Consider the following 26,086-nt stretch of genomic DNA (forward strand, 5'->3'; position numbering starts at 1 on the left):
GGATCAGGCCGGGCAGTACGTGTCGGTCTCCGGCGGCGCGCCCTTGTCGAGGTAGCCGACGACGGGCGCCAGCGCGCATGGCGAGTAGATCGAGGCGCCGTGGCCGATGCCCTGCCACATCACCCGCTTGCTGTTGGTGCCGGCGTTGATGACCGTGGCGGCGACGGCGGCCACGCCCTCGTTACCCACGATCGGGTCGTTCTGCACGCCGAGCAGCAGCACCGGCACCTTGAGGTCTTTGGGCTCCTCGGGCGCCGAACCGCTCGGCCAGTTGAGGCAGGTGACGAGGTCGAGCGCGCCGACGGCGCCGAACTGCGGGTAGAGCTTGCCCCACGCCACCACGAGTTCGCGGACCCGGTCGGGCGTCGGCCGGTTGAGGGCGTCGCTGCAGGCGTTGACGAACTGGCCGTCGCTCTGGCGCAGATCCTCGGCCCGGGTGACCAGCTCGCGCAGACCGCTGTCGTCGCCGCCGCGGGCCGCGGCCAGCGTGGCAGCCAGCTCGTTGGTGCTGGCCACGCGATCGCCGCGGGGGAAGGCCAGCGCGGTGGAGATGGCCTCGGCGACCGCGGACACCGACGCACCGCCGGGGCCGTCACCTGCCCGCGCGTCGGCCAGCAGGCCGTCGACCGCGGCCTTGGGATCCGGTCCGAGAGGGCAGGCGGTCGCGGCGCACTGGGCGGCGAACGCGTCGAGCGCGGCCTGTTCGCCCTTGATGCGCTGTTCGGCCGCGGCCTCGGCGCCCACCGCCAGCGGCAGCGGGGAGTCGAGCAGCAGCCGGGCCACCTTGTTCGGGTGGGAACCGGCGTACGCCAGCGCTACCTGAGCGCCGTTGCCGATCCCGAGGATCGCCAGTGCCGGGACGTCCCAGGTGCTGCGCAGCCGTTCGAGATCCTCGGCGGCGTGGACGTTGTCATACGCGGAGTCGCCGGGGGCGATGGTGTCGGTGCAGCTGGTGGTGGCGGTCACGGTGATCGCGCTCAGGTTGGCGACGGGGTCGTCGCCGTACTGGAACTGGGCCTGCTCGCGCATCTCCTGGCGGTCGTAGGTGTCGCGGCAGTCCAGTGCGCCGGACATGCCGATGCCGCGCCGGTCGACGGCCACGATGGGCCGGCCCTTCAGCACGTCGGCGCCGGTGCGCGACAACCATGCCGGCAGCTGGGCCGACGACGGCACATCGGTTCCGGTGGTGATCACGAGCGGGCCGGCGTCCGACGGTGTCTGCGCGGTCTTGGCGCGGACCACGCCGATCGTCACCGAGCCGGTGGCCCCGTCGATCGAGTCGAGGTCGGAGTCGTAGTCGGCGCAGTCGAGTGTCACGCCGGGAACCTGGTCGACGCCGGCGTCGCGGAACACCCGGGACGTGCAGTCCCGCCACGACAGGTCGTTCTTGGGGACCTCGATCGCCGGCGGCCCTTCGGCCTGCTGGGTGGGCGGCGCCTCACCCTGCGGGCCTGCGCCGGCGTCGGTGGCGAATCGGGGGTTGGCGCCCAGTCCGGGGGAGCAGCCGGCGAGCAGCACCGTCACGGTGACGGTCGACATGCTCAAGGCCGTAAGCAGCGCAGGGTGCCGACGCATGGAGACCACAGTAGCGATGCCCGCCGGGTGCTCAGTCGGCCCGCACGTACCGCGTGTACAGGTAACCCTGCGCATCGGCGAGTACGTGGCTGCGGGACATGGCCGTGTGGACCTGCCCGGGTCCGGTGACGATGCGCTTGGCGTCGCCGCCGACGAGCACCGGCGCGAGCGTCAGGCACAGCTCGTCGAGCAGGTCGGCGCCGGTGAACATGCCGAGGATGCCGGGGCCGCCCTCGGTGAGGACCCGCAGCAGCCCGCGCTCGGCCAGCACGGTCAGTGCGCGTGCGGCGTCGACGGAGTCCGGGTCGGCGCCCGAGGCGTCGATGACCTCGGCCAGCCCGCCGAGCCGGTCCCGGGTGCTGCGGGCGGCGTCGGAGCTGGTCAGGATCAGCGGCGGAACCTCGGTGCGGTGAAACAGCTTGGCGTCGTGGTCGAGTCGGCCGCCGCGGGTCAGCACGGCGATGGGCGGCACCTCCGCCTGGCCGCGCTGCTGACGAGCCGAACGGGCGGCGGGCCCGAGCTGCGCGCCCGAGTAGTTCTCCACCCGCACCGTCGAGGCGCCGACGAGGATCACGTCGGCGGCCTCGCGCATCATGCCGAACAGCGCCCGGTCACCGTCGCCGCCGAGCGCGCCGGATTTGCCGTCGGCCGTCGCACCACCGTCCACGCTGGTGATCATGTTGCCGCGGACCCAGCAGCGGGTGAGGTCGCCGGGGTAGCGGTAGAAGTCCGCGACGCGCTCGTCGTCCACCACCTCGACCGCGTCGAGCACTGTGAACTGTGTCCCAGCAGCGGTCTCGGGCATACGCACGATTGCAGCACGTCGCTACGCTGCCTGCATGCACGGGTCCAGTGATGTGCCGAATCGGGTGGGCCATCTCGTCGACCGCAAGCCCACCGTCACCCCCGAACGGCTGGTGGCGAGCCTGGTCCCGCCGCCGACGTTCACCCACGTCGCATTCGACACCTATCGTCCCGACCCGGCCGAGCCGTCGCAGGCCGCCGCCGTCCAGTCGTGCATCCGGTTCTGCGACGAGGCCGTGACGCGGCGCGCAGGCAAGAAGAAGCTGTTCGGCAAGCGCGAGGTGTTGCCCGGTGTCGGGCTCTACCTCGACGGCGGCTTCGGCGTCGGCAAGACCCACCTGCTGGCCTCGTCGTACTACCGGGTGGACGCGGGCAGCGAGGCGCCGACGGCGTTCGCGACGTTCGGCGAATTGACCCAGCTGGCCGGGGTGTTCGGCTTCGTCGAGTGCATCGACCTGCTGGCCGGCTACGTGCTGGTGTGCATCGACGAGTTCGAGCTCGACGACCCCGGCAACACCACGCTCATCTCGCGGCTGCTCTCGGCGCTGGTGGAGCGCGGTGTGTCGATTGCGGCAACGTCGAACACGCTGCCCGAGCAGCTCGGCGAGGGCCGCTTCGCCGCGCAGGACTTCCTGCGCGAGATCAACACGCTGGCAGCGATTTTCACCACCGTGCGGATCGAGGGGCCGGACTACCGGCACCGCGACCTGCCGCCCGCGCCGGAGCCGCTGACCGACGAGGAGGTCGCCGCGCGCGCCGGCGCCGCACCGGACGGCGCGGTGCTCGACGGCTTCGACGCGCTGTGCGGGCACCTGGCGACCATGCATCCGTCGCGGTACCAGGCCCTGATCGACGGCGTGACCGGCGTGTACATCACCGGGGTGCATCCGCTCGACGACCAGAGTGTGGCGTTGCGGCTGGTGTCGCTGACCGATCGGCTCTACGACGCCGGGATCCCGGTGGTGGCGTCGGGCGCCAAGCTCGACACCATCTTCGGCGCGGAGATGCTGGCCGGCGGCTTCCGCAAGAAGTACCTGCGCGCGACGTCGCGGCTGCTGGCGCTGACCGCGGCGGGTCAGGCCGAGGAAAGCGGACGCACCAGCACGTAGTCCCGCTCGACGCCGGCGCCGAGCCGGAACGTCTTGGTACCCGTCACGGTGAACCCGTGTTTGGCGTAGAACCGTTGTGCGCGTTGATTTTCCTGGTTCACGCCGAGCCACAGGCAGGCGCTGCCGGAGCGGCAGGCGCGGTCGATCGCCTCGGTCATCAGTGCGGCCGCCACGCCGGCGCCGTGGTCGTCGGGCAGCACGTAGATCTTCGACAGTTCGACGGCGGGCAGCAGCGTGACGGCCCGCTGCACGTCGGCATCGTCGGCGACGCCGTGAATCAGCATGGCGTAGCCCGTGATACGGCCGTCGCGCTCCGCGACGATCACGTCGCGGGCCGGGTCGACGAGGTAGTCGCCGAAGCGCTGGGCGCTGAGGTGTTCGTCGACGAACGCGGCGACGTTCTCGGCGGTGGCGCCCGGCGGGCAGGCCAGCGGGAAGGTGCGGGCGGCGACGTCGGCGAGTTCGGCGAGGTCGGTCGCCGTGGGCGTGCGAACGTGCAGGGGCGGGTCTAGACGTTCCACTGGGCGAGGTGCTGGCCGGTGAGCTTGTCGATCAGTACGACGTTGGAGACCAGGTCGCGATAGCAGTCCCACCACACGCCGCCGGTGACAGTGGACCCTGCGGGCGCATTGGTGAGCGCGGCCGCCAGGGCGTCGGGAGCATCGCTGTTTCGCGGTTCGTACGCATCACCGGTGGGGGTCACGCCACGGAACTGAAAGGTGATCGCCATCGCGTACGGCGTCGGCAGCTGGACCGCGTGGACGCTGACCTGGGCGCGGTACACCTGGTAGCGCGGCGCCCGGGGCGGGTAGCCGAATCCCGGCGGCACCGGCGACGGGTCGATGCTGTGGACGGTGACGTCGGCGATCAGGCCTTCGAACGAGACCCGCAACGGCTCGCCGAGGCGGCCGATCGGCGCCGGGGCGGCCGACGCCGTCGGGGCGACGAAGCCCGCGACGACCGTCAGCGCGGCGATGAGGTGCACGAGCCAGCGACGCATGGACGCATGATCGCACAAACTGAAACGTGTTTCAGGTCCTTTGGGCCGTCATCGGGCCGTCCAGGGGCCCAGTCCGCCGACCTTGTCGATGCGGATGCGGGTGAGGAAGCCCGGCGGTGATCCCGCGGGCGGGAATCCCGAGTCGGGGCCGAGCATCACTGCGGCGAGGTCGGTCAGCAGTTCGGGGGCGCCGCCCTCGACGATGCGTGCGGTGCCGGTGATCGACAGGTACGGCGTCTGGCCGCCCGGGTGGCTGCGCGGCAGGATCGTCAGCGTCACCCGCGGATCGCGCCGGATGTTGCGCACCTTCTGATACTTCTCGGACAGGTGGGCCGAGACGAGCTCGTCGCCCTCGGCCGTGGACTGCAGCGCCACCCACACCAGCGACGCCTGCGGGCTGCCGTCGGGGTTGATGGTGACCAGGGTGGCGTCGGCGCCGCGGCCGATGAGGTCGCGGGCGGAGTCGGGCAGGTTCATGTCGGGTTCTACGGCGGCGGGCGCCGATTCATTCCCTCACGCGGCCTCGAGGGTGAGCAGCGCGGACTTGGCGGCCTGGCCGCCGACGTACTGCCCGGTGCTGCCGTCCGAGCGCACCACGCGGTGGCACGGGATCACCACCGGCAGTGGGTTGTGGGCGCAGGCGCTGCCGACCGCTCGGACCGCGCGGGGATTACCGACGGCGGCGGCGACGGCGGCGTAGCTCGCGCGGTGGCCGTAGCCGATGCTTCGTAGGTGCTCGATCACGCTGCGGCGGAAGCCTGCCGCCAGTCGCAGGTCGACGGGGACGTCGAAGACGGTGCGGCGCTTGGCGAAGTACTCGTCGAGTTGGCGGGCGACGGGGTCGAGGCGGTCCGGGGCGCGCAGCACCCGGGGGCTGACGGCGCCGGCGAGGGCGGCCAGCACAGCGGCGTGGTCCTCGACGTCGAAGGCGACGCGGACCAGCCCGACCGGCGTGGCCGCGAGCAGCAGTGGGCCGAGGGGGCTGTCGATCGTACGGTAGGCGACGTCGAGCAGGCCGGCGTCGGCGGCGGCCCGTTCGAGGCGGGTATGCAGCCGCGGCAGTGCCGTGTCGTCGTGGGGTGCGATGTCGAACAGGTTGAGGCTCATGCGGTTTCGTCCTCCAGGTAGATCTTGCGCAGTGTCTTGAGTCCGTCGGCCGCGGCCCGCCGCGCGGCGTCGGGCGAGTTCCCGAGCAGGCCGGCGATCTCGGCGTAGGGGAGGCCGGCCAGGTGGTGGTAGGCCAGCGCCTGGCGCTGTTTGGTGGGCAGCCGTTGCAGCGCGGCCCACAGGTCGGGATCACGCGCGGCGGGGTCGGCGTGGGTGGCCTGGCGTTCGGGGACGCGGTCGGTGGGCACGGCCCGGCGCGAGGTGGCCCGGCCGACGTCGAGTGCCCGGCGGTGGGCGATGGTCACCAGCCAGGCCTCCACGTTCGCGTCGGCCGGCAGGCGAGGATAGGCCCGCAGCGCCGAGAGGAAGGTCTCCGACCAGGCGTCCTCGGCGTCGACGGGCCCCACGACGGCGCGGCAGACCCGCAGCACGGTCGCGCCGTGCTCGGCCACCACGTCCTCGAACGGTCGCACTGTCACATCATGTAGACGCCGCGGCGCCCGTGTCGGTGAGATCAGCCCTTCACGATCGATTCGAGCGCGGCGACGAGTTCACGTTCGAAGCGCTCCCGGTCGACCCCGAGTCGGTGCAGGTGCCCGTCCTGGTCCTCGGCTTCGTACAGCGCGAGCAGGATGTGTTCGGTGCCGACGTAGTTGTGGCCCAGGCGCAGCGCCTGACGGAACGTCAGTTCCAGCACCTTCTTGGCCGGGCTGTCGAACGGGATGAGCGCCGGCACCTCGCCTTCGGAGCGCGGCGGCAGCTCGATGGCTTCGGAGACCTTCGCGCCGTCCAGCCCTTGTCCGCTGAGCAGTCTGGCGGCCAGGCCGTCGGGGTCGTCGAAGAGAGCGAGCAGGAGGTGAGCGGGTTCGATGGCGGTGTTGCCCGCCGAGTGCGCCCGGTTCTGTGCGCCGACGACGACGTTGCGGGCCCTGGGGGTGAAACGGCCGAAGCCGGCGTTGGGGTCGAGCGGGTTCGACTCCGGTTTGGGGACGAACCGCTTCTGCGCCGCCTGCTTGCTCACGCCCATGCAGGCCCCGATGTCGGTCCAGGAGGCGCCTGAGCGGCGGGCCTGGTCGACGAAGTGACCGATGAGGTGGTCGGCGATGTCGCCGAGCGCGTCCGCGGCGATCATCGCGTCGGTCAGTTGTTCGAGGGGTTCGTCGTGGGCCTTCTTGATGGCGTCGATGAGGTCGTCGAGGCGGACGGGGTTGGTGATCTTGGTGGACTCGCTCATGCCGTCAACTCTAGGTTGACGGTGGGTGGTCGTCAACCCGCGGTTGACGAACGTCGCTCAGCCGCGGGGTAGCCCCGCCGCACCGTTCGGTCGAGGATGCCGAGCGTGGCGCGCAGCGCACTCTCGGGGAGGATCGGGAAGATGTCGCGTTCCCGCCACACCGGGTCGATGTCGGACCAGTCGTAGAAGGAGGTGACCAGGGTGCCCTCGTCGACCGGTTCGAGCCGGTACCCGTAGACATGCCCGATCGGCGGCTTCAGATCGCCCAGGATCGTCCACGCCACGAGCCGGTCCGCCTCGAACTCCGTGATTTTGATGGTGACGTCGTACTTTCCGAGCGGGAAATCGTTGAGCGCCTCACGGTCCATGTGCACCACGAAGCTGTCCCCGACAGCGCGCACCGGCTCACCGTCGGCATCCTGCAGCATGCCCGCGGCGTCGATGGCGACGTGGCCCTGGGGATCGCAGAGCACGGCGAAGACATCGGACGGCGGCGCCGAGATGGTGCGCTGGACTTCGAAGCGGTCGGTCATACACCGATCGTGTCAGTGTTTTGTCGAGTTTGCTATCGGGTATCCGCCTTCGAGATGTCCAGGCACTTTGATCTCACCTCCGGCGCTTCCCGTCCACCGGCACTGCGCCGCATCGTCGCCTTCATCCACGAGAACGCGGACACCGACATCGGCCTGCACGACATCGCAGCGGCTGCGCAACTCACCCCCAGATCTGTGCAGTACCTGTTCCGCCGCCACCTCGGCGTCACCCCGCTGGAGTACCTGCGCCGCGTCCGTCTGGACCGCGCGCACCGCGACCTGCTCGCGGCCGACCCCTCGGTCGACACGGTCACCGCAATCGCCGGTCGCTGGGGTTTCGCCCATGCCGGGCGGTTCAGCGTGGCCTACCGCGAGATGTTCGGCACGCCGCCGAGCGCTACGCTGCGTAGTGACTGGCGGCGGCCCGCTCGGGTGATGCGGTCGCCTTCCGCCGGCCGACGCTGAGGTCGGCCGTGTGAAGTGCCGATCCGTGGGTAATCCGTTGCGGCAGTAGCTCGAGCGGTCCTGTGTGAGGGGATGAGGTGAGACGGCGCGGTGGAGATCGATGACATGCCCGATGACCAGTCCGTCGACGCCGATGATGCCACCGCCGCCATCCCGGCCCTCGGCCCGGTGGACACCGTCGTGGACAACGAGGGGCCGTTCACCGCGGGCGCGCTGATCGCCGACGGCCGGTTCCGGTTGGTGGCCCTGCAGGGCGGGCACGGTCATCTGCAGTTCTGGCAGGCCTTCGACTTCGCGGCCGGGCGCATGGTGGCGCTGACGCTGGTGGACCCACAGCAGTCGCTGGCGGTCGACCGCGTGAACGAGGTGCTCTCGCTGACCGTGCGCCAACGCGGCCTGGACATGCCGGGGATCGCCGCGGTGCGCGAGGTCTTCCACACCGGCACGTTCGGCGTGGTGGTCTCCGACTGGGTGCCGGGCGGCACGCTGCGCCAGGTCGCCGACACCAACCCGTCGCCGCTCGGCGTCGCCGGTGCGCTGCAGTCGCTGGCCGTCGCGGCCGAAGCCGCACACCGCGCCGGGCTGGTGCTGAGCATCGACCATCCGGCGCGGGTGCGCATCAGCACCGACGGCAATGCGGTGCTGGCGTTTCCCGGCACCACGCCCGAGGCGACACCGCGCGGGGACCTGCGGGGGATCGGCGGCGCGTTCTACGCCCTGCTCGTCGACCGCTGGCCGGCTCAGGACCCGATGCCGACGGGCTGGACGGCCGTCGACGCCGACGCGGCCGGTCGCCCTCAGGAGCCCGCCGCCATCGACCCCGCCATACCGTTCCTGGTCTCCGCCGCCGCGGCCGGACTGGTCCGCGAGGGCGGGATCACCAGCGCCGCAACGCTGATGACGCTGTTGCGGCAGGCGCGTGCCGACGACGCCGGAGGTGGGGACGACTCCGGTGGCGCTCCGCCGCCTCCCTCGGTTCCTGGCGGCTATGCAGGGTTCGGCAACGTCGGACCCGAGCAGCAGGCCGATGCCGCGAAACGACAACTGACGCGGGTGACGCTGGCCGCGGCGGCGGTGACCGTCATCGTCGCGGTGGTGGCGGTCGTGTCGTCGCTGACCAATGTGCTCGACACCGACTCGGACTCCGCGCTGGACGCCGAGCGGCTCGGGCTCAACCCGACCACTGCCGCCCCGCCGACCAGTCAGACGATGCGGGCGGCCGCAGCCGACGCGCCGATCGACGTCGCCGAGGCCGTGGTGTTCGCGCCCGGCGGCTCGCCCGACAACCCCGGCGACGCGGGCAAGGCCGTCGACCGTGACCCGGCGACGGCCTGGACCACCGACACCTACCGGGACGCCGTGCCGTTCCCGACGTTCAAAGAGGGCCTCGGCCTGTCGATCAAGCTTCGTCAGCCCGCGACCCTCAGCGCGGTCACCGTTGATTTGGCGAGCAGCGGCACGGTGATCCAGATCCGCTCGGCGACAACAGGTGCGCCCGGTGCACTGGCCGACACCACCGAATTGACCCCGCCGGTTCCCGTGCAGCCGGGCAGCAACCGGATCCCGGTGCCTGCCGGGGCGGCGACGTCGAACGTCGTGGTCTGGATCTCCACGCTCGGCACGATGGACGGCAAGAGCCGGACGGAGATCTCCGAGGTGCGGCTGATCGCGGCGGCGCCGCCCGCCTGAGAACGTTTGTCCACAGGCCCTGCAGAAGTTGCTGCGCGAGCCGCGGCGGCGGGATAGGTTCGTACGGTCGAGGCTGCCGAACCGGTGGCCACCGGGTGCGGCGGGAAGGCAGACAACATGGGCGGACACGGGGCGCGGCGATTTGCCGGGACCGTCAATTCGATTGCGGTGGCCGCGGCTGTCGCCGGCATGGCGGCGGCGGGCACGGCGCTGGCGGGCCCGGCCTCGGCCAATCCGGCCGTCAACGGCAGGTACGTGTTCGACTGGTACACGGGTTCGCCGTTCAAGGAGAACGTGACCATCACCTCATGCGGCAATGATTGTCTGACAATGGATTTCGGCCCGGACAATATCGTCGAATACCGGTTCGTCAACAACGCGTGGAAGTTCTCCCGCTACAAGGACGATGCGGTGACCTGTGACAACGGCCAGGTGGTCGGTGCGGAGCAGACGACGTTCATCAACCCGGAGTTCACGGCGGGTCAGAACGTCGCCTCCGCGGACTGCGGGCGCGGCGTGCTGCCGATGCGGCCCGCGGCGTTCAACATCATCCGGCTGCCCTGAGTCTCTGCGACGTTGCTCGAATAGGAAAGATCCGAGGTCAAGCCGGTCGGGATGTTTCGCTAAGTGACTCCGCTCACCACGCATTACGGGACGGCCACGCCCACCACGGTGGCGAAGTTCGTCTCCGATTGCGGGCGCTGCGGTGGGACGGTGACGGCGGACGGTGTCACGCAACAGCTCGCATGGATCGGTGCCGGCTGGCAGTTCACCACCGTCGCGGGCTGCGGACCTCAGACCACGGTGTACACACCGGTCGGGGACGTCGACGGCATCGTACAGAGCTTTACCCTCGTCGGGACTTTCGCCAACCCCCGCGGTGGGTGCGGTCGTCGACCGGTGACCGGAACGGGCAATCGGATCAGCGACCGATCGGTAGTCGCTCCGACCGGACAGAATGGCCTACCAAGGGCTTAACCCCTCCCCGCCGGCATGGGGGCGAGTTCGCGAAAGAACCCTCGACCGGTGATCTGATCCAGCAAGGCATCGATTTCGACCCGCGATATTTCGCCATCAGGTACGGGGCCGGAATCGGTGAACGAAGAGGATTGTGGCGTGATTGCGGCCCTATTTCGCGAAGGTCCCCTCTGCGAATGATCTACGCCTCTGGCGCCTTTGCCACCAACCGATTGCAAGATCACGGCAAAGAACGCGAACAGACCGACTGCAAATACTCGTGCAAGAACTTGCTCGGCGGTCATGTCCGAGAAATTTTCGCCGGGTTGCTAATTGCGCATCGAAGTTCGGCCCCGCCCACCTGTGGGGAGGATGACGGGGCCGAACAGTAAGTCAGACGGACCCAGCTAGTTCGCGGACTTAACCGGCGCTGTGCCCGGAAGCGTGCCAGTCCCAGGCCTCGGGTTGGTTGTGGGATCGGACTTGACTGGCGGCGTGACGGGGTCCATGTCGGTAGCAGGCTTCCCCGTCGGTCCGATGCGGTTGACGCCGATGGCGCCATACTCGGCCCCGCATCCAGCAGGCCCCCAGCCGTCTTCGGCGCCGCGGAGCTTAACGCCGGCGGCGTCCATGCCGGCTTGGTCGCCCGCAGCGTAGGCCGCCTTGTACTCGGCAACTCCGTCGATGTAGTCCTGCTGCATCCTGTAGCAGGCGGCGGCGAGATCTCCGCTGCCAGGTCCGGTTGGGACGGGCTCTGCGTGCGCTGCTGGCGCGACGGCGGCAAGAGAACCGGCGAGCGCCAATGCGGCGATGGTGGCCTTTGCTGCGACCTTGGTGAAAAATAACTTCTGCCTCCGAGTGGAGATGTGCGTGGTGGTCATGGAGTTCTCCTTGGCTTGTCACGGCCCCTTGGCGGGCTGCGTTCATCTGGTAGGAGAAATGGTCCCGTTTACCCGTGTTTCGCTGTAATAGCCCAGACGCCAGAGTCGACTTGGGGCGGGAAAGGGTTTTCTATCCGCCGGGGAAGCAAGAGTGTGTTTCGAAGCGTTCGGCCCGCCACCTTTTGTGGGGAGGGCGGAGGGCCGAACGGTAGGTCAGACGGTGGTTAGGCGGATTTGATTCCCTCCACGATGGCGACAACCGTTTCCAGGGTCTCGATGAGTGCTCGAGCTGGCCCACTGTCAACTGAATATCAGCGTTCATCTCCCGAATGCTCACGGCCACACACACGTCGGGCCTCGCCGGAACAGGGCCGTGGTGAGCCAGAACATTTATTTCGCAGGGGGCTTGGCCAGGGACCGAAGCAAGATTCTCGTGCCAGGCGCCCATGCAGGTCTGGTCCTGCGTGAAAACGGTGTCGGTGTGGCCGTTCCCTTCTGCACACCAAGGCCTGTAGGCGATGGGTGGAAGGGGGGTGGCGCTACGCGGTGGTGGCAGTGGCTTGCGTCATTTCATCTCCCTCTCGGTGATGACGCAACCCGCCGGCCTTATTGCGCGGAGACGACGAAGGCCCGGTAGAAACCGGGCCTGTCGTGCGCGAAACGTGGTGCGCGATACTGGGATTGAACCAGTGACCTCTTCCGTGTCAGGGAAGCGCTCTCCCGCTGAGCTAATCGCGCCGGGTTCCTGCTGGAGGTGGAGACGGGAATCGAACCCGTGTGCACGGCTTTGCAGGCCGTTGCCTCACCACTCGGCCACTCCACCGCTGGGGTTGATGCTTTCTGCACCTTCGAGCGGATGACGGGATTCGAACCCGCGACCCTCACCTTGGCAAGGTGATGCGCTACCAACTGCGCTACATCCGCACGCCACGGGCGAGATCGTCGCCCGTCGCGAAGCACGACGATAGTCCACCCGAGCCTGGCTATACAAATCCCCTCGACCCGGGGGTTCGGAACAGCCGGTACGCCTCCCCGCGACAGCGAGAAGCCGTGGCCGGTCTCCGAATCACGGCAGAACCCCCGTCGGCACGCACCGCCGCGCCCGGGGGCGACTGTGGCTTCGCCGACCTGAGTGACCAGCGGATTCCAGATGAAAACTCTGCGCGTGATAATCTTCCACACCGTTCGGCCGCGCACTTCTGGCCGGCCCACCAGGTCCCGTAGCTCAGTGGGAGAGCGTCCGCCTCACACGCGGAAGGTCGCTGGTTCGAAACCAGCCGGGACCACCGAGCAAAGTCGCAGCTCATTGGCGGTTTTACAGATTCGTACCTCCTCCCGCGGGTCGGGTGTCACGGCTCAATAGGGCCAGCATCGAATTAACACACCTTCCATCATCGACGCCTGAAGAGCGCTGCGCCGGTGGCTGTCGTCGCAACGCCGACGGCGTCGAATTCCGAATCGAGTGGACTCCGCTTCACCTGACGCCTGGCTGCCCAAATACTCGCCTGTCGAGGGGGTGGTTGACGCGACCGGTCGACTCAAGAAGGTCGACCTTTGCGCTCATGACGAAGGCGCGATCCATCAGGACGACTTGTCTGCCTCAACATCGTCGTCATTGTCGACTTGGTCATCGAACCCGCTGCCGATTTCGTAGGAGACGACGGCGTCCCATCATTGAACGAGGTTCTCGCCTCCGCTCCGGGTCCAGATTTCGATATGGGAATCGAGCTAATCGCGAACGAGTTCAACTCCTTTCTGCGAGCCGCCGGATGTGAAGCAGGTTGAGGCGTCGCTTGTCCACATAGACGCCTTCAGGAGTCTGTACCTTCCGCCGCAACTTCGATGACCACCGCCTCAGCGGCGGGCGGTACATGACAGGTCGTCACTAGCCATATCTTTCTAAACGGGCGCGGAGGTCATCGCCCTGCGTTCGCATGGCCGGGGCCGCCGGGTGTGCGGCCGTCGGCGGGGTGGGGCGAGCAGCGCGTGGCGGAAGGCCCGTGAACTTCTTGACCGCTACGCATGGGCGGCGTCAGATAGTCCCGCCTGGGCGTGCAGAAACCGCGCCTATTGAGCGAAGCTGAATGTATGCGCGTGGAACTTCTCACGAGCCCGGGGTGTCGGAATGCTGCGGCGGCTCGACAGTTGCTCGGGGATTGTCTATCCGAGGTTGGTATCGCTGAGGATGTGGTGGTTGAGAGGGTGGGTAGATACCCATCGCCGACGGTGCTCGTTGATGGTGTGGACGTTATGAACCCGGGCACGGAGTTGGCAGCTGATACGTGCCGATTAGACCTTCCGACCAAGAATCGCGTGCTGGAGGCGCTTCGGATTGCGACGCGATCGAACTGATCGATTGCGGGGTCTTACTCGCTGCCGGACCGACGCCTCGTCACGGTGCGACACGATTTGTTGCGCCCCGACTTCACGTGGCTGCCGTGTTTTCTGGTTGCCGGTCTCTGCGGCATCAGCTTCACCTTGCGCCAAGCTTGCCTTGAGCAGTTGAGTCGAGGCACTAGGGTTTATTCCCGTCGCGCGCAGGCGCATTGGACCCGTCCGCATCGTCGGCGTACTTCCGCCGGTGCCTTCTCGATTGCCAGAATGCGATAGCGCCTCCGAGCGCAAGGCCGATCGCACCTGCGGTCAGTATCGATGTCTTCGTATCCGTTCCCGTCGGAGACGCCGATTGAGGCGGAGCAGCGGCGGTGCTGGGTGCGACTTCGGCGCCTGTGGGCTCCGGCAAAGTTTCCCCGGGATCACCGGCGATCGTGAACGTGTACGAACCGGACACTGGGTGGCCGTCGGCCGATACCACGCGGTAGCCGACGGTATAGGTGCCGGTTGCCGGAAGATCTGATCGGATTCCAGCGCTCACTCGTGGCCCCTCGACCTGCGGATCACCCGATGCCCAACTTCGGCCATCAGCGCTGGTGACCGCGACAGTGGCGAACGCGGCATTGATGTCCTCGGTGAAGGTCAACGTGATGGCGGTCGGCGCGGATATCACGTTGGCGTTCTCCGCTGGATCCGAACTGGCCAGTGACGTGTGAGCGACGGCGATGCCACTACCCGTAGACCAGAAGGCCAGCGCTACCAAGATCGTCACTGTGAGACGGATGACAGCGTTCACATTCCTCGATTCGATCGCGGCCTCGGGCACCCGCGGCGTGTACAGCCCAGTGTATGTTTCGGTCTGCTAGGTGAGGGGATGGTACGTACGGAGCTAACTGGTAGGAGCGAACGCCTACCGGTCGTCGTCGAGAGCCATGAGAGGAGGCCGAGACAATGTTGCGCCTTGGACCTCGCCGCCGACACGTCAAGCACGCCCCCGTCGAGGACGCAGCTCGATGCTCAGCCTGACTCCGGAGGATGTCTCCTACGTCGCCACCGACGTCGGGCTGTGGATGTCCTTGCCTGCGTTCGGACCGGCCCTGGTGATCGTTGGGGTCGTCTTCTACATCATCCGGCGGGACAGGCGTCGACGTCCCGACGATCCCGACGGTGCCGGCGACTCACAAGACGAAAGGTACAGGCCTACATGAGTAATGAAGCACCCCGCGTAGGCGGTGTCATCGCGGCGGCGATCTTGGCGATCGCTCTTGTGGGCTGCAGTTCGTCGACCGCCCCTGGCGAATCTTCAACTTCAGCGTCGAGTCGGAGTGCAACCAGTGCACCGTCCGCTGCATCGGCGTCGCCGACCCCGTCGCCATCTATGCCTGAGGACGCCACCAAAGTGGACATCAACATCGCCGGTGGAGTGGTCACACCCACGAACGGGCAGGTTCAAGGCGTCGTCGGCAAACCCATTGTCCTCAAGGTGAGCAGCGACGTCGCGGACCAGTTGCACGTGCACTCGTCGCCCGAGAACACCTTTCAGGTCGAACCGCGCCGGGACCAGGTCTTCGAATTCACGGTCGACGTGCCGGGCCAAGTCGACGTCGAGCTGCACGATCTCAATCGCACGGTGGTGACCGTGCAAGTTCGGCCGTGACCTCTGACCAGAGCGTCACCGTGTGGGCGCACGGCGTGGGTGGATCAACCGATCTGCCGGTGCCGCTGTCGTTCGCGCTCATAGGCGCTGCGTGGGCATTGACCGCGACGTTCGCCGTCGTGGCGTTGGCGTGGAAAGCGCCGCGATTCGACCCCGACAGGCCGGGGCGCGACCTACCTTTGTGGGTGACGCACGTCGTTGACTCTGCGGTGCTGCGCTGGTTGGTGGCCCTTGCAGCCTTCTTCTTCACGGTCTGGGTGGCAGTTGCCGCCGTATGGGGACCGGAGGGTAGTGCCAACGCCCTACCGGGTGTGTTCTACGTGCTGCTGTGGGTTGGGCTGGTGGCCGTCTCGGTCGTCCTGGGTCCGGTGTGGCGGGTCATCTCTCCGTTACGCACCCTGTATCGAATGCTCGGCATGACTCGTAGGGAGACATCCGAGACGTCGCCGTTGCGCAGTTATTCGCCGAGGTGGGGTTACTGGCCGGCGGCAGTCGGACTATTCGCGTTCGTCTGGCTCGAACTCGCCAGCCCCGACCCTGGCTCGCAGGTGGCGATCAAGGCGTGGTTGCTGGTCTATGCCGTCTTGATGATGCTGGGCGCATGGTTCTTCGGGTCGCGGTGGTTCGCTCGATCAGATCCGTTCGAGGTGTACAGCATGGCGGTGTCACGGCTCGCTCCCTTCCGGCGCAGTCCCGTCACCCATCGGATCGCGGCGATCAATCCGATGGATCATCTGACGACACTGCCCGTACGTCCCGGGATCATTGCCGTACTCGCGGTGCTGCTCGGGTCCACGGCTTTCGACAGTTTCTCGCAGGCGCCGGCATTCCGGAACTTCGTCGATAGGCAAGCGCTGTCGGTGCCCGTGCTCAGCGAGGCCTGGGCCGGGTCGCTGCTCCGTACCGTCGGACTTCTTTTTTTCGTTTCCGTAGTAGGGATCACCTTCTCGGCAGCCGCGCGGGCAACCGGCGGGGTGAGCCGAGATGAACGTCGCCAGTTGCCCGGCAAGCTGGCACACTCGCTCATTCCGATCGTCGTCGGCTACATCTTCGCCCACTACCTGTCGTATCTGGTGGAACGCGGGCAAGAAACGATCGTGCGACTGGCCGATCCCCTGGGGCGCGGCTGGCATCTGCTCGGATTGGAATCAGGTGATGTGCAGTACGTGCTGTCGCAGCATCCGTCGGTGCTGTGGACGATCAAGGTGTCGTGTGTGGTGATCGGTCATATCGTGGCCGTCATCGCAGCACACGACCGGGCGCTTCGCCTGCTTCCGCGGCGGCATCAGATCAGTGGCCAGCTGGCGATGATGCTCACGATGGTCGGGTACACATTTGCAGGTCTGTACCTTTTGTTCGGAGGGTGAGCGTCGTGTGGCCCCGGGAGTGGTGTCCTTGATGCGGTCAATGCCGTGGTCTCTTACCGACGCGAGCCAAGACGGCGGCTATGGCGGCGAGCCCGGCGATGGCGCCCGCCAAGATCCAGAGCGCGACGCTTGAGACCTCGGATCGTTGCTCGCTGTCCGCGTCGTCATATAAGTGTGTCGTCGGCGCAGTGGTGCTGGACGAGGCGCGCACGGATGTTGACACCACGAGCGTTGGGTCTGCGGCGACGAACGCCGCCGCAGGCGCAGGTGCAGCTAGCCCGACAACCGTGCAGGCGAGCACACTCACGATGGAGGTCGGCAGACGGAGCCGGCTGACTCGCTGCATCGTCCGAATGGGTTCCGGCGCATCCGCTGTCACCGTACGAAGTAGATCGTTGCGAACAAGGCGATCCACACGATGTCCACGAAATGCCAGTAGTACGAGACGACGATCGCGGCCGTAGCCTGGGCAGGGGTGAACTTACTCATTCGCGTGCGGATGAGCAGGAAGATGAACGCGACCAAGCCGCCGATGACGTGCAGTCCGTGGAATCCCGTGGTCAAGTAGAAGACTGACCCGTATGCGCTACTGGAGAGGGTGGTTCCCTCGTGCACCAGGTTGATGTACTCATAGCCCTGTCCGAGCACGAAAACGATGCCCATGACCAACGTGACGACGTACCACCGGCGCAGTCCGAACACATCGCCTCGTTCGGCCGCGAAGACACCCATCTGACAGGTGAACGACGACGCGATGAGCACCAGCGTTACCGGCACCGCGAGCGCGAGGTTCAATTCCGTGGGCGGCGGAGGCCACTCATCTGCTTGGGCACGGGCGGTGAAGTACATCGCGAACAACCCGGCGAAAAACATGAGCTCACTCGACAACCACACGATTGTTCCGACGGAAACCATGTTGGGTCGATTGAGTGAGTGAACACGCGCCGTGATGGCGGTTCCGCTTGTCATGTCATCCCTCGAAACCGAGCCCGCGGGCTATCTACTGAGCTAGTCAGTAGCTACTATTGCACATAGCAGATGGCGCATGGTCGACAGGCGTCTCCGCGCGCGTGGACATTGCGCGCCGATTCTCGTAACCTTCCTGTGATCTACGTAGCTGGACCATAGATGACCCTGCGTCGTGAGGATCTGTGTTTTGAGTGTGGGCCGCTCCGCCCCGGTTTACCGATCGGCTTGTGGTGTCGTCGTCGCAATAGTGGTTGCGCTGACGCTTGTGGGCTCTTCGGGCAATGGGCGAGCAGACCCCGCGTCGGACGCCCTGACCCGCATGACGGAACTTTCCCGCGAAGCCGAACGCACAGCAGAAGCCATCTACTCGGCTGAACTCGATCTCGAGAACAAGCTGACAGCGCAGCGCGCGGCCGAAGACCGTCGGCGCGTCGAAGCCGATGCGTCCGCCGTCGCTCGAGCCGACCTGACCCGCTTTCAAGAAGCGGTGAATGGCCTGGCGGCGGCGGCGTACATGGGCGGCCCCGCTGACGGCATCAGCGCGGCGCTGACCGCCCAATCGCCGCAACGGTTGCTCGACGAACTCTCCCTGAGGCAGGTAATGACCACCCAGGTCTCCGAGCGCATGACGGCCTTCCGCGCCGCGTTGTCGCGGGCCGACACTGCTGCGCGGGCTGCGGAAGCCTCGGCGGTGGACGCTCGAACCGCCGCCCAGCAGGCGGCGGCCGTCCGCGCAGAGCTACAAGCCAAGCAAAGTCGGCTTCGGGCGCAGATCACCGACGTGGAGGCGTTGTACCGCTCGTTGACTCCGGATCAGCGTGCAGTTCTGGCCGATCCCGGGCCGGTACCACCCCAGCAGCCGATCCCACCGGATTCCCCCGCCATCGTGGCGAAACCCGGCCCTTTGCTGCCGGCACCCGGGCTGCCTCCCGATTCGGGTGCTGGAGTGGCGGTCGTGCAAGCGGCGTTGACTCGTGTGGGTGCGCCGTACTCTTGGGGCGCGACAGGACCTGACGCGTTCGACTGTTCAGGACTCATCAAGTGGGCCTTTCTACAGAGCGGCAAGTCGCTTCCGCGATCAAGCCAGGCTCTTGCGGCTGGCGGGCAACCCGTCGCCGTGCCCGACCTCCGGCCCGGCGACATCGTCACGTTCTACGCCGACGCCTCGCATGCAGGGATTTATATCGGCGACGGAAACATGGTGCATGCCTCAACCTATGGAACTCCGGTCAAGGTGGCTCCCATTTCGTCCGCTCCGATCTACAACGCGCGGCGATACTAGGCCCGTTCGTCGTTGCGCGGAGGCCGCTACAGCGCGGCGTTACCAGCACTCCATTGGTCCCACGGAATGTTCCAGTCGCCAAGCCCGTCAGTACCCGGCAGTGTGGGACCGACGGTGTTGATCACCTCGACGATGTCGCCCCGCTTGGTCGTGTCGTAGAACCACTTGGCGTTCTCGGGATTGACGTTGAGGCACCCGTGGCTCACGTTGGCGCGTCCTTGACTGCCAACCGACCACGGTGCCGAGTGAACGTAGATGCCGCTATAAGACATCTGGGTGGCCCAGTTGACCTCGGTGCGGTACCCGTCGGGCGAATTGACCGGCACACCGTAGGTCGACGAGTCCATCACGAGAAAGGAGTACCGGTCGCCGATGATGTACGTACCGTTGTCGGTCGGAGTCTTGTTCTTGCCCATCGAGATTGGCATGGTCCTGACTACGGCACCATTCCTGCGGACGGTCATCGTCTTGGTCGCGTCGTCAGCCGTCGCGATCACCTCGTCGCCGATCGTGAAACGTGTGGAGACGTCGTCCTGACCGAACAGGCCTTGGCCCATGTCAACGCCGTAGGCCTTCACCTGGACTTCGACTGAAGTTCCAGACTTCCAATATTGCGCGGGGCGCCAGCGGACTTCGCGGTCGTTGAGCCAGTAAAAGGCACCTTCGACAGGAGGGTCCGTCTTGACGGTGATCGCACGTTGAGCGGCGAGTCGGTCAGGGATGCTCTCATCGAACCGCACCGCGATGGGTTGGCCGACGCCCACGACCTCACCGTTGTTGGGCAGCACGTACGGCATCGTGAGGTTCTCAGGCGAATGCGTTTCGAACGTCGCGCTGCTGCGTGCCATGCCGCCGAGGCCCAGGGCTTCGGCGGTCAGGGTGTACTTCCGGTTGTATCCCAGGGGCTCCGCCGAGCGCCATGTGACGCCGTCGGCGCTCAATTCGCCCTTGACCACCCGGTTCTGATCGTTGACCAGGGTCACTGCCCCGAGCACGCCCGTCTCCGCGGCGACCGTGACCGGCGAATCCACGGGCACCCCCACTGCACCCTCGGTGACTGACGTCCGCAAGCTCGGAACCAGGAGGTCGCTGTAGGGAGTGCCCTTATCGACAATCGCTTCAGGTTCCTGCGGCGGTGTGCGGCCGCCACACGCACTCACGCTCAGAACGAAACCGGCGATGGCTAGTAGTGCCACCGTCGTCCCCCACATGCCCCTGCGCCGATGTATCGCCGCGGAGTCGCTCCGCATCATCAGTGTCGTCCCGTCATTCGTCGTGAACTCGTTGCGCTACCATCTTACGTAGTCCCTACGTAGTCGGCGCTGCGGTGGGCCTCGGCGGGAGCATCCAGCGTCGGTGCTTCTGAATGATCGGTCGTGGCTGCACGAAGCGTCGAGTCTTGGAGGTGATCCTGCCGATGACGCTGCTCAGCGCCGAACTTGTCGGGCATGAACGCCACCCTCTGATTGTGCGAGCGGTCGGCACAAGTGGGACGTGAAGTGAGTCACCGACCGGCCGATACGCTTAGCAAGGCTCTCATGCGTGTTGATCGTAGACAAGGTCGGCGACGACCTGCCCATTTCGCACAGGCGATATGGCGACACGTTGCCGCCGGTGTCAGCGCGGTACTGTTGGGTGCCGCGATGTCCGCGTGTTCGAGCGGCGACGACGCTGTCGCGCAGGGGGGTTCATTCGAATTCGTTTCGCCGGGCGGACAGATCGACATCCTGTATGACCCTCCGGAAAACCGTGGTCGGCCCGGCCCAATACGGGGACCGGACCTGTTGGATCCGAGCCGCACGGTGTCCGTCGAGGACTTCGTCGGCCAAGTTGTGGTGATCAACGTATGGGGCCAGTGGTGTGGCCCCTGCCGCACCGAGATGCCGGAATTACAGAGGGTATATGACGCGACGCGTACCGCGGGAGTCGCCTTCCTGGGTATTGACGTCCGTGACAACAACCGCCAAGCCGCGGTTGACTTCCTCATCGACCGCGAGGTCACCTTCCCGTCGATCTATGACCCACCGATGCGGACGATGATCGCCCTGGGGGCCAGGTACCCCACCACGGTCATCCCAACTACCATCGTTTTGGACCGGGCGCATCGCGTTGCCGCGGTGTTCCTACGGGCACTTCTCGCCGAGGATCTTGAACCCGTGGTCCGACGCCTTGCAGCCGAGGGCGCGATCGATACTGGCTCCCAGCAGTGACCCAACGCGCCGACGCAATCACCGCCTTGATCGCACCGAGACCCGGTCGCCACAGTGCTGCCCGACGCTACGAGGGCGCAACATGATCGGTCAGGTGGTGCTTCCGACGTCGCCGCCCTCGGTATCGGCGATGCTCGGCTGGCTTCTCCCGCCACTTCCGTTACTTCCGGTTATAGCAATCGGATTGGCGGTGTGGTACCTCTTCGCCGTTCGGATGGTCAGGGCGCAAGGCCGCGAATGGACGTGGATGCGCACTGCGAGCTTCCTCGCAGGATGCATCGCCTTGGCCGCGGTGACGGGCCTCGCCATCGACAGCTACGGCTACCGGTTGTTCAGTGCCTTCATGATTCAGCACCTCACGCTGTCGATCCTCGTCCCGCCGCTTCTGGTGTTGGGCGCGCCCGGCCGGCTCCTGCTGAGGTCGACGCCTCACCGTGGCGTCGGACGCTATATATTGATGGCCGCGTTGGGTGCACTGCGTTGCCGAGCGAGCCGGATCGTGCTGCACCCCGGGTTCACCATTCCGGTATTTCTGTTGAGCTACTACGGCCTGTATCTTTCCGATCTCTTCGATTCGACGGCGGCCAGCGTGGCCGGCCACGTCGCGTTGCAAGTGTTCTTCCTCGCGAGCGGGCTGCTGTTCATCCTGCCGATCTTGTCGACCGGTCCGATGCCCGTCCGGCAGAGTAATCTTGGCCGCTTCTTCGACATCTTCGTAGAGATGCCGCTGCACGTCTTCATCGGCGTGATTCTGATGATGGCACCGCGAGCGCTTACAAACACTTTCGCCCAACCTCCAGCGAATTGGAACGTGGACCCCGTGGCCGATCAGGCGGTCGCTGGGGCCTTGGCGTGGTCCTACGGTGAGCCGGTCGCGCTGTTGACCACTCTGATATTCGCCATCCGCTGGCGTCGTGACGAGGAGTCGGAGTCGGCGAGGAGAGAAGCGGATGTTGAACGCGACGACGCGGAATTGGCTTCCTACAACGCGTTTTTACGTCAGCTACACATGCAGCAGCCAGGAAGTGTTCACGTCCGGAAGGCGGTCAACCACGACGACTGACCAGCGAGCCTGTCAGCACGCTACTTCAGGATCGAGCGGGTAGCGGCCCAGCGCCGAAGTGCACAACTGAAGCAGCGACGCGGGTCGTCCGGGTGCAAAATCTGACTAAGTGGCGGACTGCGGCTATGCGATGGCACATGTGCCGTTGCCGCAGCTCGGATGTGGTCACGTACGCAGCGTTCTGGCTACATACGTAGACGCATAGTAGATTGGCCCTGTGAAAAGCGCATCGTCCGTGTCCTGCGAAGGGCCTCGGGCGACGTGGGACCGGGAGCGCCGTGCACCGCGAAGATCAGCAAGGACTGGTCGGTGGATCTCGGCCGCACTACTGGTCGCACTCGCCCTGGCGGTGATAGCGTTGGTGGCCGCCGATCCGGCCGCTGCCCACGCGGCGGGCGCGTTGTCTCGGTCCGTCGTCACGCCGTGATCAGAGCACCACAGTCCGCGACGATCATGTTGCGGATGGGCTGGGGACGGGGCGAAGCTGGTGACCCGTAGCAAATGTTGCGCTCACTAGCCTGTGTAGCACGACGACAAGCGCGCCGCAGAATAGTCAAACGGGCAAGCGCGATCAGCGGACTATGCGAAGCAGATCAATGCGCCCGAGAGGGATAGGGCGACGATAGCCAGTGGTGTTGCAGCCATCGCCGCGACCGCCCCGCTTAACGTGAGGCGGGTTCGAATTTGAGAAAGCCCGTTTCGTGGAGCTGTGAGGCGTTCGGCACGGACAAGTACGGCGACAAGTGCCGCGGCCAGTCCATGGGCCGGCGCGATGGCACCCGACAATTTCAACAGGCCGGAGAGGAGAGGCTGATGACCATGCCGACGAGCCGCCGCATCGTCGGCACACATCTCCAGTGAAGAGGACACTTGCGTAGCGGCGTCGGCGAAAAGCCGAATCCTGGGCAGCCCCGCAGCCAGGCCACGCACTGCGGCCACGACGTAGGCGTGGCGCCCATCGAGGTGAGCCCGTTCATGGGCGACTACAGCAGCCAGCTGTGTCTCATCGAGGGCCGCGAGAGCCGCAGTGGTCACGACGATGGCCGGCGGACGCCCCGCCACGCAGTATGCCGCGGGCTCGGCCGCTTCGATGATCACCACGTCGCTGCCGTCGGACCGACCCACCAGGCGTACTGCATCGGCATGCGCAAACGTGTGCGAGCGCATGCGGCCCAGGGCGCGGCCCACTCGGACGCCGATGGCAATCAAACTCCCGAGGGAAATGGCCACCGAGGCTGTCGCGACGACCTTCGCCGGCCGCCCCGAGTGCCCAAGGAGAATTGCTTCTAGGCGCTCGAGACACGACACGAGGAGCGCGTCGGGACTGTCCCAGTGCCCGGCGGCTTCTATTAACAGCAGCGCCATCGCAGCGATTGAGCATCCGAGCACGGTCACGACAGCAGTCAGCCACGCGGCTATCGCCAAGCGTGGAGCGCCGCCATCAGCGGTGATCAACAGCAGCAGCTTCGGACCTGCCGCCAGTACCACCATGACGTACAGAAGCAAGGCGGCCGCGACAGTCATCGTCCCGACTTGCGGGCCAGGCGTCGCAGCGCAGCGCGCAGATCCGCGGATTCCTCGGCGTCGATCTGCGCCACGAAGTGACTGAGGACCGCATCCGAGCGGCCGCCCCCACTCAGTGCTTCGAGCATCAGGCGGGCGCTGTGTTCTTCGCGAGTCAAGGTCGGTCGGTAGCGATACGCTTTGCCATCGCGTCTGCGGGATAGCCAGCCTTTGCCGTGCAGATTGTCCATCGTTGACATCACTGTGGTGTAAGCGATGTGGCGTTCAGCGCTCAACTCGTCGAAGATTTCCCTCACCGTCGTATCGGTCTCAGGGTCGCGATTCCAGAGGCGATCGATGATCGCTGCCTCGAGTTCTCCGAAGCCGCGCACACGAGCCATGGTAAACCTCCTGGATTAGGCAGTAGATAGCTTAGGCGTCGTGCGGCATCGAGCGCGAGGCGCACTCCACTGGAGATAACCTCGGGTCTTGAGAAGCATTGCCGACTTCGTCATAGCTGCAGCAGGCCGCCGACATACGCGGCGCTGGGTGGCGGCGCGGGAGGTCAGACCGTCAGTGACCTCAATCGCCAAAATTGGTGCTAGGCCTAGATTGCCCAGCGTCGCTACCGGCTCGGTACACCACGTTCGCGCAACCACGACATGGGGTCGGCCTTATCCGCCCCGTTTCTGTGGACCTCGAAGTGCAGGTGCGGACCCGTCGAATTTCCCCGGTTGCCCATCGTGGCGATCTGATCGCCAGCCAGTACACGCTCGCCAACCTGCACAGTGGCGGTGTCGATGTGACCGTAAAGCGTGACCGTGCCTACCACGTCGCGGATCTTGACCCACATGCCGAAACCCGGGGTGGGTCCGGAGGCGATCACCTCGCCCGCCGACGCGGCGTAGATTGGGGTTCCGATTGCATTCGCGATGTCGAGCCCTCCGTGCAAGGTGCCCCATCGTTGTCCGAATCCCGACGTCAGAATTCCTTGCGCGGGAAAGGCGAACTGGGGACGCCGCAACCGTGCCTCTCGTTGCGCTCGTTCTTGAGCGAAGGCCGTCGCGCGAACCAATTCTTCTTGGTGGATGGTGGACTTGAAATTGCTGACCACCTGGACGACCTCGAAGGCGGGCGCATCTTCTGGAGGTAGTCCGTCCGCTCCTGCGTTGCCCGCCAACAGGATTGGTTCGCCGGCCGCCTCCGACGCGCCAACTGCCGCATTGGCCCCCACGGCGACCGCCCCGGCGGCGATGGCTGAGATCACCAGCCTGATGTGTATCGCGCCCGTGGCCTTCGAAGGCCTTCGATGCGTCGTGGGCCGTGGGCGGCGCGGACCGGTCGAAGTCGCCCCCTGGCGGTCCGACAATTCTCCGCAGTGCACACCTATGGAATTTATGGACCTTCGCGGAACGGATGGTGCTGCGCGGGTCGCGAGAACGGGCGGCACCAGCAGTCGCGGACGTTCGTCGACCAGGTCATTGAGGTCGTCGAGTTCGGGTGCGGTCAGTACATCGATGTCGGTGGCGAAAGGACCGCTGTCGATCGTCGTGGCCGAGGCCGTGGCTGTGGCAGCGCCGAACTTGTTGAGGGGATGATCTCGGTGATTTCGTCGTCCCACTGGCGTTCTATGGGCGAAGTCGATCGCGCGATCCGGCGCTGAGCCACCAAGTCGAGAAGTTCCTTACCGTTACCGATTCGTTACTTGATGGCCGCGACGCTAACCGAAAGCGCATCGTCAGGCAAGCCACCGAAGGACAATTCAGCGGGAGCTCGACAGCTAGTCTGATGCAGTGCTTACCTCACCATAGGGCCTGGAACTGCGGCTCAACGACAACTCCGCCGCTCATAGGTGCCACGTAGGTACGTAGTACATAAGTATTCGGCGAACTCACGCCTGGCCTACTATCAGACGGTGGCGCGGAGCCGGATCGGGCGCGAGCCGTCAGCGGCCGCTTTCGGTGCGGAGCCCTTTATGTCTCGGGCAATCCGTCCTACCGGTTATCGATGTGTCATCAACTACAGAGGCTAGTACTGAGCTACTAAGTAGGTTAACCTACGCGTCTGAACAGTAGGATCGTGCGACTGCGGTCGCATTTCGCGGTAGGAGGAGCGTTGGTAGCCGAAGCGCCGGTCGGTGAACTCGAGGCTCGGCGCCCCTTCCCGGAGCGGCTCGGCCCCAAGGGCAACCTGATCTACAAGCTGGTCACCACCACCGATCACAAGCTGATCGGGATGATGTACTGCCGCTGTCGGTCGCGGTGTGGGCGCACCACATGTACGCCACCGGCGCGGTGCTGCTGCCGTTCTTCTCGTTCATGACGTTCCTCATAGCCGTGCCCACCGG

Annotated in this window: 25 protein-coding genes, 4 tRNA genes and 1 pseudogene; 11 read left to right on the plus strand and 19 right to left on the minus strand. The window is 66.2% G+C overall.

Going from position 1 to position 26,086, the window contains the following annotated elements; translation table 11 throughout:
* Positions 1-3: 3 nt before the first annotated feature.
* Both ACPCHZ_RS18600 and ACPCHZ_RS18605 read right to left on the minus strand, forming a co-directional pair.
* Positions 4-1,575 (minus strand): alpha/beta hydrolase, encoded by a 1,572-nt coding sequence (locus ACPCHZ_RS18600; RefSeq protein ID WP_423486058.1) that lies wholly within the window; start codon positions 1,573-1,575, stop codon positions 4-6.
* Between the two features lie 31 nt (positions 1,576-1,606).
* Positions 1,607-2,380, minus strand: a complete 774-nt coding sequence (locus ACPCHZ_RS18605; protein ID WP_423486059.1) for a pyrimidine reductase family protein — start codon at positions 2,378-2,380, stop codon at positions 1,607-1,609.
* Here ACPCHZ_RS18605 and zapE point away from each other — a divergent pair.
* On the plus strand, positions 2,379-3,488 hold the full coding sequence (gene zapE / locus ACPCHZ_RS18610; protein WP_423486105.1) for a cell division protein ZapE: 1,110 nt from the start codon (positions 2,379-2,381) through the stop codon (positions 3,486-3,488). The genes ACPCHZ_RS18605 and zapE overlap by 2 nt on opposite strands.
* Here zapE and ACPCHZ_RS18615 read toward each other — a convergent pair.
* Genes ACPCHZ_RS18615 through ACPCHZ_RS18645 form a run of 7 tightly spaced genes read right to left on the minus strand, consistent with a single transcriptional unit; the run spans position 3,455 to position 7,362 of the window.
* A complete protein-coding gene (locus tag ACPCHZ_RS18615) occupies positions 3,455-4,009 on the minus strand; it encodes a GNAT family N-acetyltransferase (protein WP_423486060.1) in 555 nt (184 codons plus the stop codon). The genes zapE and ACPCHZ_RS18615 overlap by 34 nt on opposite strands.
* Complete coding sequence (locus ACPCHZ_RS18620; RefSeq protein WP_264012335.1) at positions 3,997-4,488, minus strand: hypothetical protein; 492 nt, start codon at positions 4,486-4,488, stop codon at positions 3,997-3,999. Before ACPCHZ_RS18620 ends, ACPCHZ_RS18615 begins: the two co-directional genes overlap by 13 nt.
* Positions 4,489-4,536: 48 nt before the next feature.
* Complete coding sequence (locus ACPCHZ_RS18625; protein WP_423486061.1) at positions 4,537-4,965, minus strand: PPOX class F420-dependent oxidoreductase; 429 nt, start codon at positions 4,963-4,965, stop codon at positions 4,537-4,539.
* Positions 4,966-5,001: 36 nt separating this feature from the next.
* The gene (locus ACPCHZ_RS18630; RefSeq protein WP_423486062.1) at positions 5,002-5,595 is read right to left on the minus strand and encodes a methylated-DNA--[protein]-cysteine S-methyltransferase; all 594 of its coding nucleotides are present in this window, start codon (positions 5,593-5,595) and stop codon (positions 5,002-5,004) included.
* Positions 5,592-6,068 carry an RNA polymerase sigma factor gene (locus tag ACPCHZ_RS18635; RefSeq protein ID WP_423486063.1) on the minus strand — a complete coding sequence of 159 codons (477 nt, stop codon included), beginning with the start codon at positions 6,066-6,068 and terminating at the stop codon, positions 5,592-5,594. Before ACPCHZ_RS18635 ends, ACPCHZ_RS18630 begins: the two co-directional genes overlap by 4 nt.
* 41 nt (positions 6,069-6,109) lie before the next feature.
* Entirely contained in the window at positions 6,110-6,829 is a 720-nt protein-coding gene (locus ACPCHZ_RS18640) for a Clp protease N-terminal domain-containing protein (protein WP_423486064.1), read from the minus strand.
* Positions 6,830-6,861: 32 nt separating this feature from the next.
* Positions 6,862-7,362 (minus strand): SRPBCC family protein, encoded by a 501-nt coding sequence (locus ACPCHZ_RS18645; protein ID WP_423486065.1) that lies wholly within the window; start codon positions 7,360-7,362, stop codon positions 6,862-6,864.
* Between the two features lie 54 nt (positions 7,363-7,416).
* On the opposite strand from ACPCHZ_RS18645, the gene ACPCHZ_RS18650 reads away from it, so the two are divergent.
* From ACPCHZ_RS18650 to ACPCHZ_RS18660, 3 genes are all read left to right on the plus strand, one after another.
* Positions 7,417-7,827: a helix-turn-helix domain-containing protein gene (locus ACPCHZ_RS18650; protein ID WP_423486066.1), complete on the plus strand. Its 411-nt coding sequence runs from the start codon at positions 7,417-7,419 to the stop codon at positions 7,825-7,827.
* Between the two features lie 90 nt (positions 7,828-7,917).
* Complete coding sequence (locus ACPCHZ_RS18655; RefSeq protein WP_423486067.1) at positions 7,918-9,516, plus strand: protein kinase family protein; 1,599 nt, start codon at positions 7,918-7,920, stop codon at positions 9,514-9,516.
* A gap of 168 nt (positions 9,517-9,684) precedes the next feature.
* Entirely contained in the window at positions 9,685-10,080 is a 396-nt protein-coding gene (locus tag ACPCHZ_RS18660) for a hypothetical protein (protein ID WP_423486068.1), read from the plus strand.
* An 800-nt stretch (positions 10,081-10,880) separates the two neighbouring features.
* Here ACPCHZ_RS18660 and ACPCHZ_RS18665 read toward each other — a convergent pair.
* The 4 genes from ACPCHZ_RS18665 to ACPCHZ_RS18680 form a co-directional block, all read right to left on the minus strand.
* Positions 10,881-11,354 (minus strand): hypothetical protein, encoded by a 474-nt coding sequence (locus ACPCHZ_RS18665; RefSeq protein ID WP_423486069.1) that lies wholly within the window; start codon positions 11,352-11,354, stop codon positions 10,881-10,883.
* A 663-nt stretch (positions 11,355-12,017) separates the two neighbouring features.
* Positions 12,018-12,092, minus strand: a tRNA-Val gene (locus tag ACPCHZ_RS18670).
* An 11-nt stretch (positions 12,093-12,103) separates the two neighbouring features.
* Positions 12,104-12,177, minus strand: a tRNA-Cys gene (locus ACPCHZ_RS18675).
* Positions 12,178-12,205: 28 nt separating this feature from the next.
* Positions 12,206-12,278 (minus strand) — tRNA-Gly (locus tag ACPCHZ_RS18680).
* Positions 12,279-12,568: 290 nt separating this feature from the next.
* Between ACPCHZ_RS18680 and ACPCHZ_RS18685 the strand changes: the two genes are divergently transcribed.
* Positions 12,569-12,640, plus strand: a tRNA-Val gene (locus tag ACPCHZ_RS18685).
* Positions 12,641-13,869: 1,229 nt separating this feature from the next.
* Here the strand turns inward: ACPCHZ_RS18685 and ACPCHZ_RS18690 are convergent.
* On the minus strand, positions 13,870-14,514 hold the full coding sequence (locus tag ACPCHZ_RS18690; protein ID WP_423486070.1) for a copper resistance protein CopC: 645 nt from the start codon (positions 14,512-14,514) through the stop codon (positions 13,870-13,872).
* 378 nt (positions 14,515-14,892) lie between these two features.
* On the opposite strand from ACPCHZ_RS18690, the gene ACPCHZ_RS18695 reads away from it, so the two are divergent.
* Positions 14,893-15,345 (plus strand): hypothetical protein, encoded by a 453-nt coding sequence (locus ACPCHZ_RS18695; RefSeq protein ID WP_423486071.1) that lies wholly within the window; start codon positions 14,893-14,895, stop codon positions 15,343-15,345.
* Positions 15,342-16,712 (plus strand): hypothetical protein, encoded by a 1,371-nt coding sequence (locus tag ACPCHZ_RS18700; RefSeq protein WP_423486072.1) that lies wholly within the window; start codon positions 15,342-15,344, stop codon positions 16,710-16,712. Before ACPCHZ_RS18695 ends, ACPCHZ_RS18700 begins: the two co-directional genes overlap by 4 nt.
* Positions 16,713-17,087: 375 nt before the next feature.
* On the opposite strand, the gene ACPCHZ_RS18705 is transcribed toward ACPCHZ_RS18700, so the two are convergent.
* Positions 17,088-17,681, minus strand: a complete 594-nt coding sequence (locus ACPCHZ_RS18705; RefSeq protein WP_423486073.1) for a cytochrome c oxidase subunit 3 — start codon at positions 17,679-17,681, stop codon at positions 17,088-17,090.
* A 187-nt stretch (positions 17,682-17,868) separates the two neighbouring features.
* On the opposite strand from ACPCHZ_RS18705, the gene ripC reads away from it, so the two are divergent.
* Complete coding sequence (gene ripC / locus ACPCHZ_RS18710; RefSeq protein WP_423486106.1) at positions 17,869-18,963, plus strand: peptidoglycan hydrolase RipC; 1,095 nt, start codon at positions 17,869-17,871, stop codon at positions 18,961-18,963.
* A 26-nt stretch (positions 18,964-18,989) separates the two neighbouring features.
* Here the strand turns inward: ripC and ACPCHZ_RS18715 are convergent, their stop codons facing one another.
* Positions 18,990-20,174, minus strand: coding sequence for a L,D-transpeptidase (locus tag ACPCHZ_RS18715; protein WP_423486074.1), 1,185 nt, complete (start codon positions 20,172-20,174; stop codon positions 18,990-18,992).
* Between the two features lie 432 nt (positions 20,175-20,606).
* Between ACPCHZ_RS18715 and ACPCHZ_RS18720 the strand changes: the two genes are divergently transcribed.
* Complete coding sequence (locus tag ACPCHZ_RS18720) at positions 20,607-21,173, plus strand: TlpA family protein disulfide reductase (RefSeq protein WP_423486075.1); 567 nt, start codon at positions 20,607-20,609, stop codon at positions 21,171-21,173.
* A gap of 82 nt (positions 21,174-21,255) precedes the next feature.
* Positions 21,256-22,236, plus strand: coding sequence for a cytochrome c oxidase assembly protein (locus ACPCHZ_RS18725; RefSeq protein WP_423486076.1), 981 nt, complete (start codon positions 21,256-21,258; stop codon positions 22,234-22,236).
* Positions 22,237-22,815: 579 nt separating this feature from the next.
* Here ACPCHZ_RS18725 and ACPCHZ_RS18730 read toward each other — a convergent pair.
* The 3 genes from ACPCHZ_RS18730 to ACPCHZ_RS18740 form a co-directional block, all read right to left on the minus strand.
* Positions 22,816-23,760, minus strand: a complete 945-nt coding sequence (locus ACPCHZ_RS18730; protein ID WP_423486077.1) for a M56 family metallopeptidase — start codon at positions 23,758-23,760, stop codon at positions 22,816-22,818.
* Positions 23,757-24,140, minus strand: coding sequence for a BlaI/MecI/CopY family transcriptional regulator (locus tag ACPCHZ_RS18735; RefSeq protein WP_423486078.1), 384 nt, complete (start codon positions 24,138-24,140; stop codon positions 23,757-23,759). The genes ACPCHZ_RS18730 and ACPCHZ_RS18735 overlap by 4 nt, the downstream gene beginning before the upstream one ends.
* A gap of 224 nt (positions 24,141-24,364) precedes the next feature.
* The gene (locus ACPCHZ_RS18740; protein WP_423486079.1) at positions 24,365-25,006 is read right to left on the minus strand and encodes a M23 family metallopeptidase; all 642 of its coding nucleotides are present in this window, start codon (positions 25,004-25,006) and stop codon (positions 24,365-24,367) included.
* A 973-nt stretch (positions 25,007-25,979) separates the two neighbouring features.
* Here ACPCHZ_RS18740 and ACPCHZ_RS18745 point away from each other — a divergent pair.
* Positions 25,980-26,086: pseudogene (locus tag ACPCHZ_RS18745) on the plus strand (hypothetical protein); the annotation flags it as partial.

Origin of the sequence: Mycobacterium sp. NPDC050041 (genome assembly GCF_049541695.1) — a bacterium.
Lineage (GTDB): Bacteria > Actinomycetota > Actinomycetes > Mycobacteriales > Mycobacteriaceae > Mycobacterium.

What these genes read in the sequence shown, in the direction of transcription:
- ACPCHZ_RS18695 (WP_423486071.1), top strand. Translation starts at nt 14,893, where the DNA reads ATGAGTAATGAAGCACCCCGCGTAGGCGGTGTCATCGCGGCGGCGATC.
- ACPCHZ_RS18600 (WP_423486058.1), bottom strand. Translation starts at nt 1,575, where the DNA reads ATGCGTCGGCACCCTGCGCTGCTTACGGCCTTGAGCATGTCGACCGTC.
- ACPCHZ_RS18725 (WP_423486076.1), top strand. Translation starts at nt 21,256, where the DNA reads ATGATCGGTCAGGTGGTGCTTCCGACGTCGCCGCCCTCGGTATCGGCG.
- ACPCHZ_RS18650 (WP_423486066.1), top strand. Translation starts at nt 7,417, where the DNA reads ATGTCCAGGCACTTTGATCTCACCTCCGGCGCTTCCCGTCCACCGGCA.
- ACPCHZ_RS18705 (WP_423486073.1), bottom strand. Translation starts at nt 17,681, where the DNA reads ATGACAAGCGGAACCGCCATCACGGCGCGTGTTCACTCACTCAATCGA.
- ACPCHZ_RS18630 (WP_423486062.1), bottom strand. Translation starts at nt 5,595, where the DNA reads ATGAGCCTCAACCTGTTCGACATCGCACCCCACGACGACACGGCACTG.
- ACPCHZ_RS18715 (WP_423486074.1), bottom strand. Translation starts at nt 20,174, where the DNA reads ATGTGGGGGACGACGGTGGCACTACTAGCCATCGCCGGTTTCGTTCTG.
- ACPCHZ_RS18620 (WP_264012335.1), bottom strand. Translation starts at nt 4,488, where the DNA reads ATGCGTCGCTGGCTCGTGCACCTCATCGCCGCGCTGACGGTCGTCGCG.
- ACPCHZ_RS18645 (WP_423486065.1), bottom strand. Translation starts at nt 7,362, where the DNA reads ATGACCGACCGCTTCGAAGTCCAGCGCACCATCTCGGCGCCGCCGTCC.
- ACPCHZ_RS18665 (WP_423486069.1), bottom strand. Translation starts at nt 11,354, where the DNA reads ATGACCACCACGCACATCTCCACTCGGAGGCAGAAGTTATTTTTCACC.
- ACPCHZ_RS18730 (WP_423486077.1), bottom strand. Translation starts at nt 23,760, where the DNA reads ATGACTGTCGCGGCCGCCTTGCTTCTGTACGTCATGGTGGTACTGGCG.
- ACPCHZ_RS18605 (WP_423486059.1), bottom strand. Translation starts at nt 2,380, where the DNA reads ATGCCCGAGACCGCTGCTGGGACACAGTTCACAGTGCTCGACGCGGTC.
- ACPCHZ_RS18720 (WP_423486075.1), top strand. Translation starts at nt 20,607, where the DNA reads ATGTCCGCGTGTTCGAGCGGCGACGACGCTGTCGCGCAGGGGGGTTCA.
- ACPCHZ_RS18640 (WP_423486064.1), bottom strand. Translation starts at nt 6,829, where the DNA reads ATGAGCGAGTCCACCAAGATCACCAACCCCGTCCGCCTCGACGACCTC.
- ACPCHZ_RS18735 (WP_423486078.1), bottom strand. Translation starts at nt 24,140, where the DNA reads ATGGCTCGTGTGCGCGGCTTCGGAGAACTCGAGGCAGCGATCATCGAT.
- ACPCHZ_RS18625 (WP_423486061.1), bottom strand. Translation starts at nt 4,965, where the DNA reads ATGAACCTGCCCGACTCCGCCCGCGACCTCATCGGCCGCGGCGCCGAC.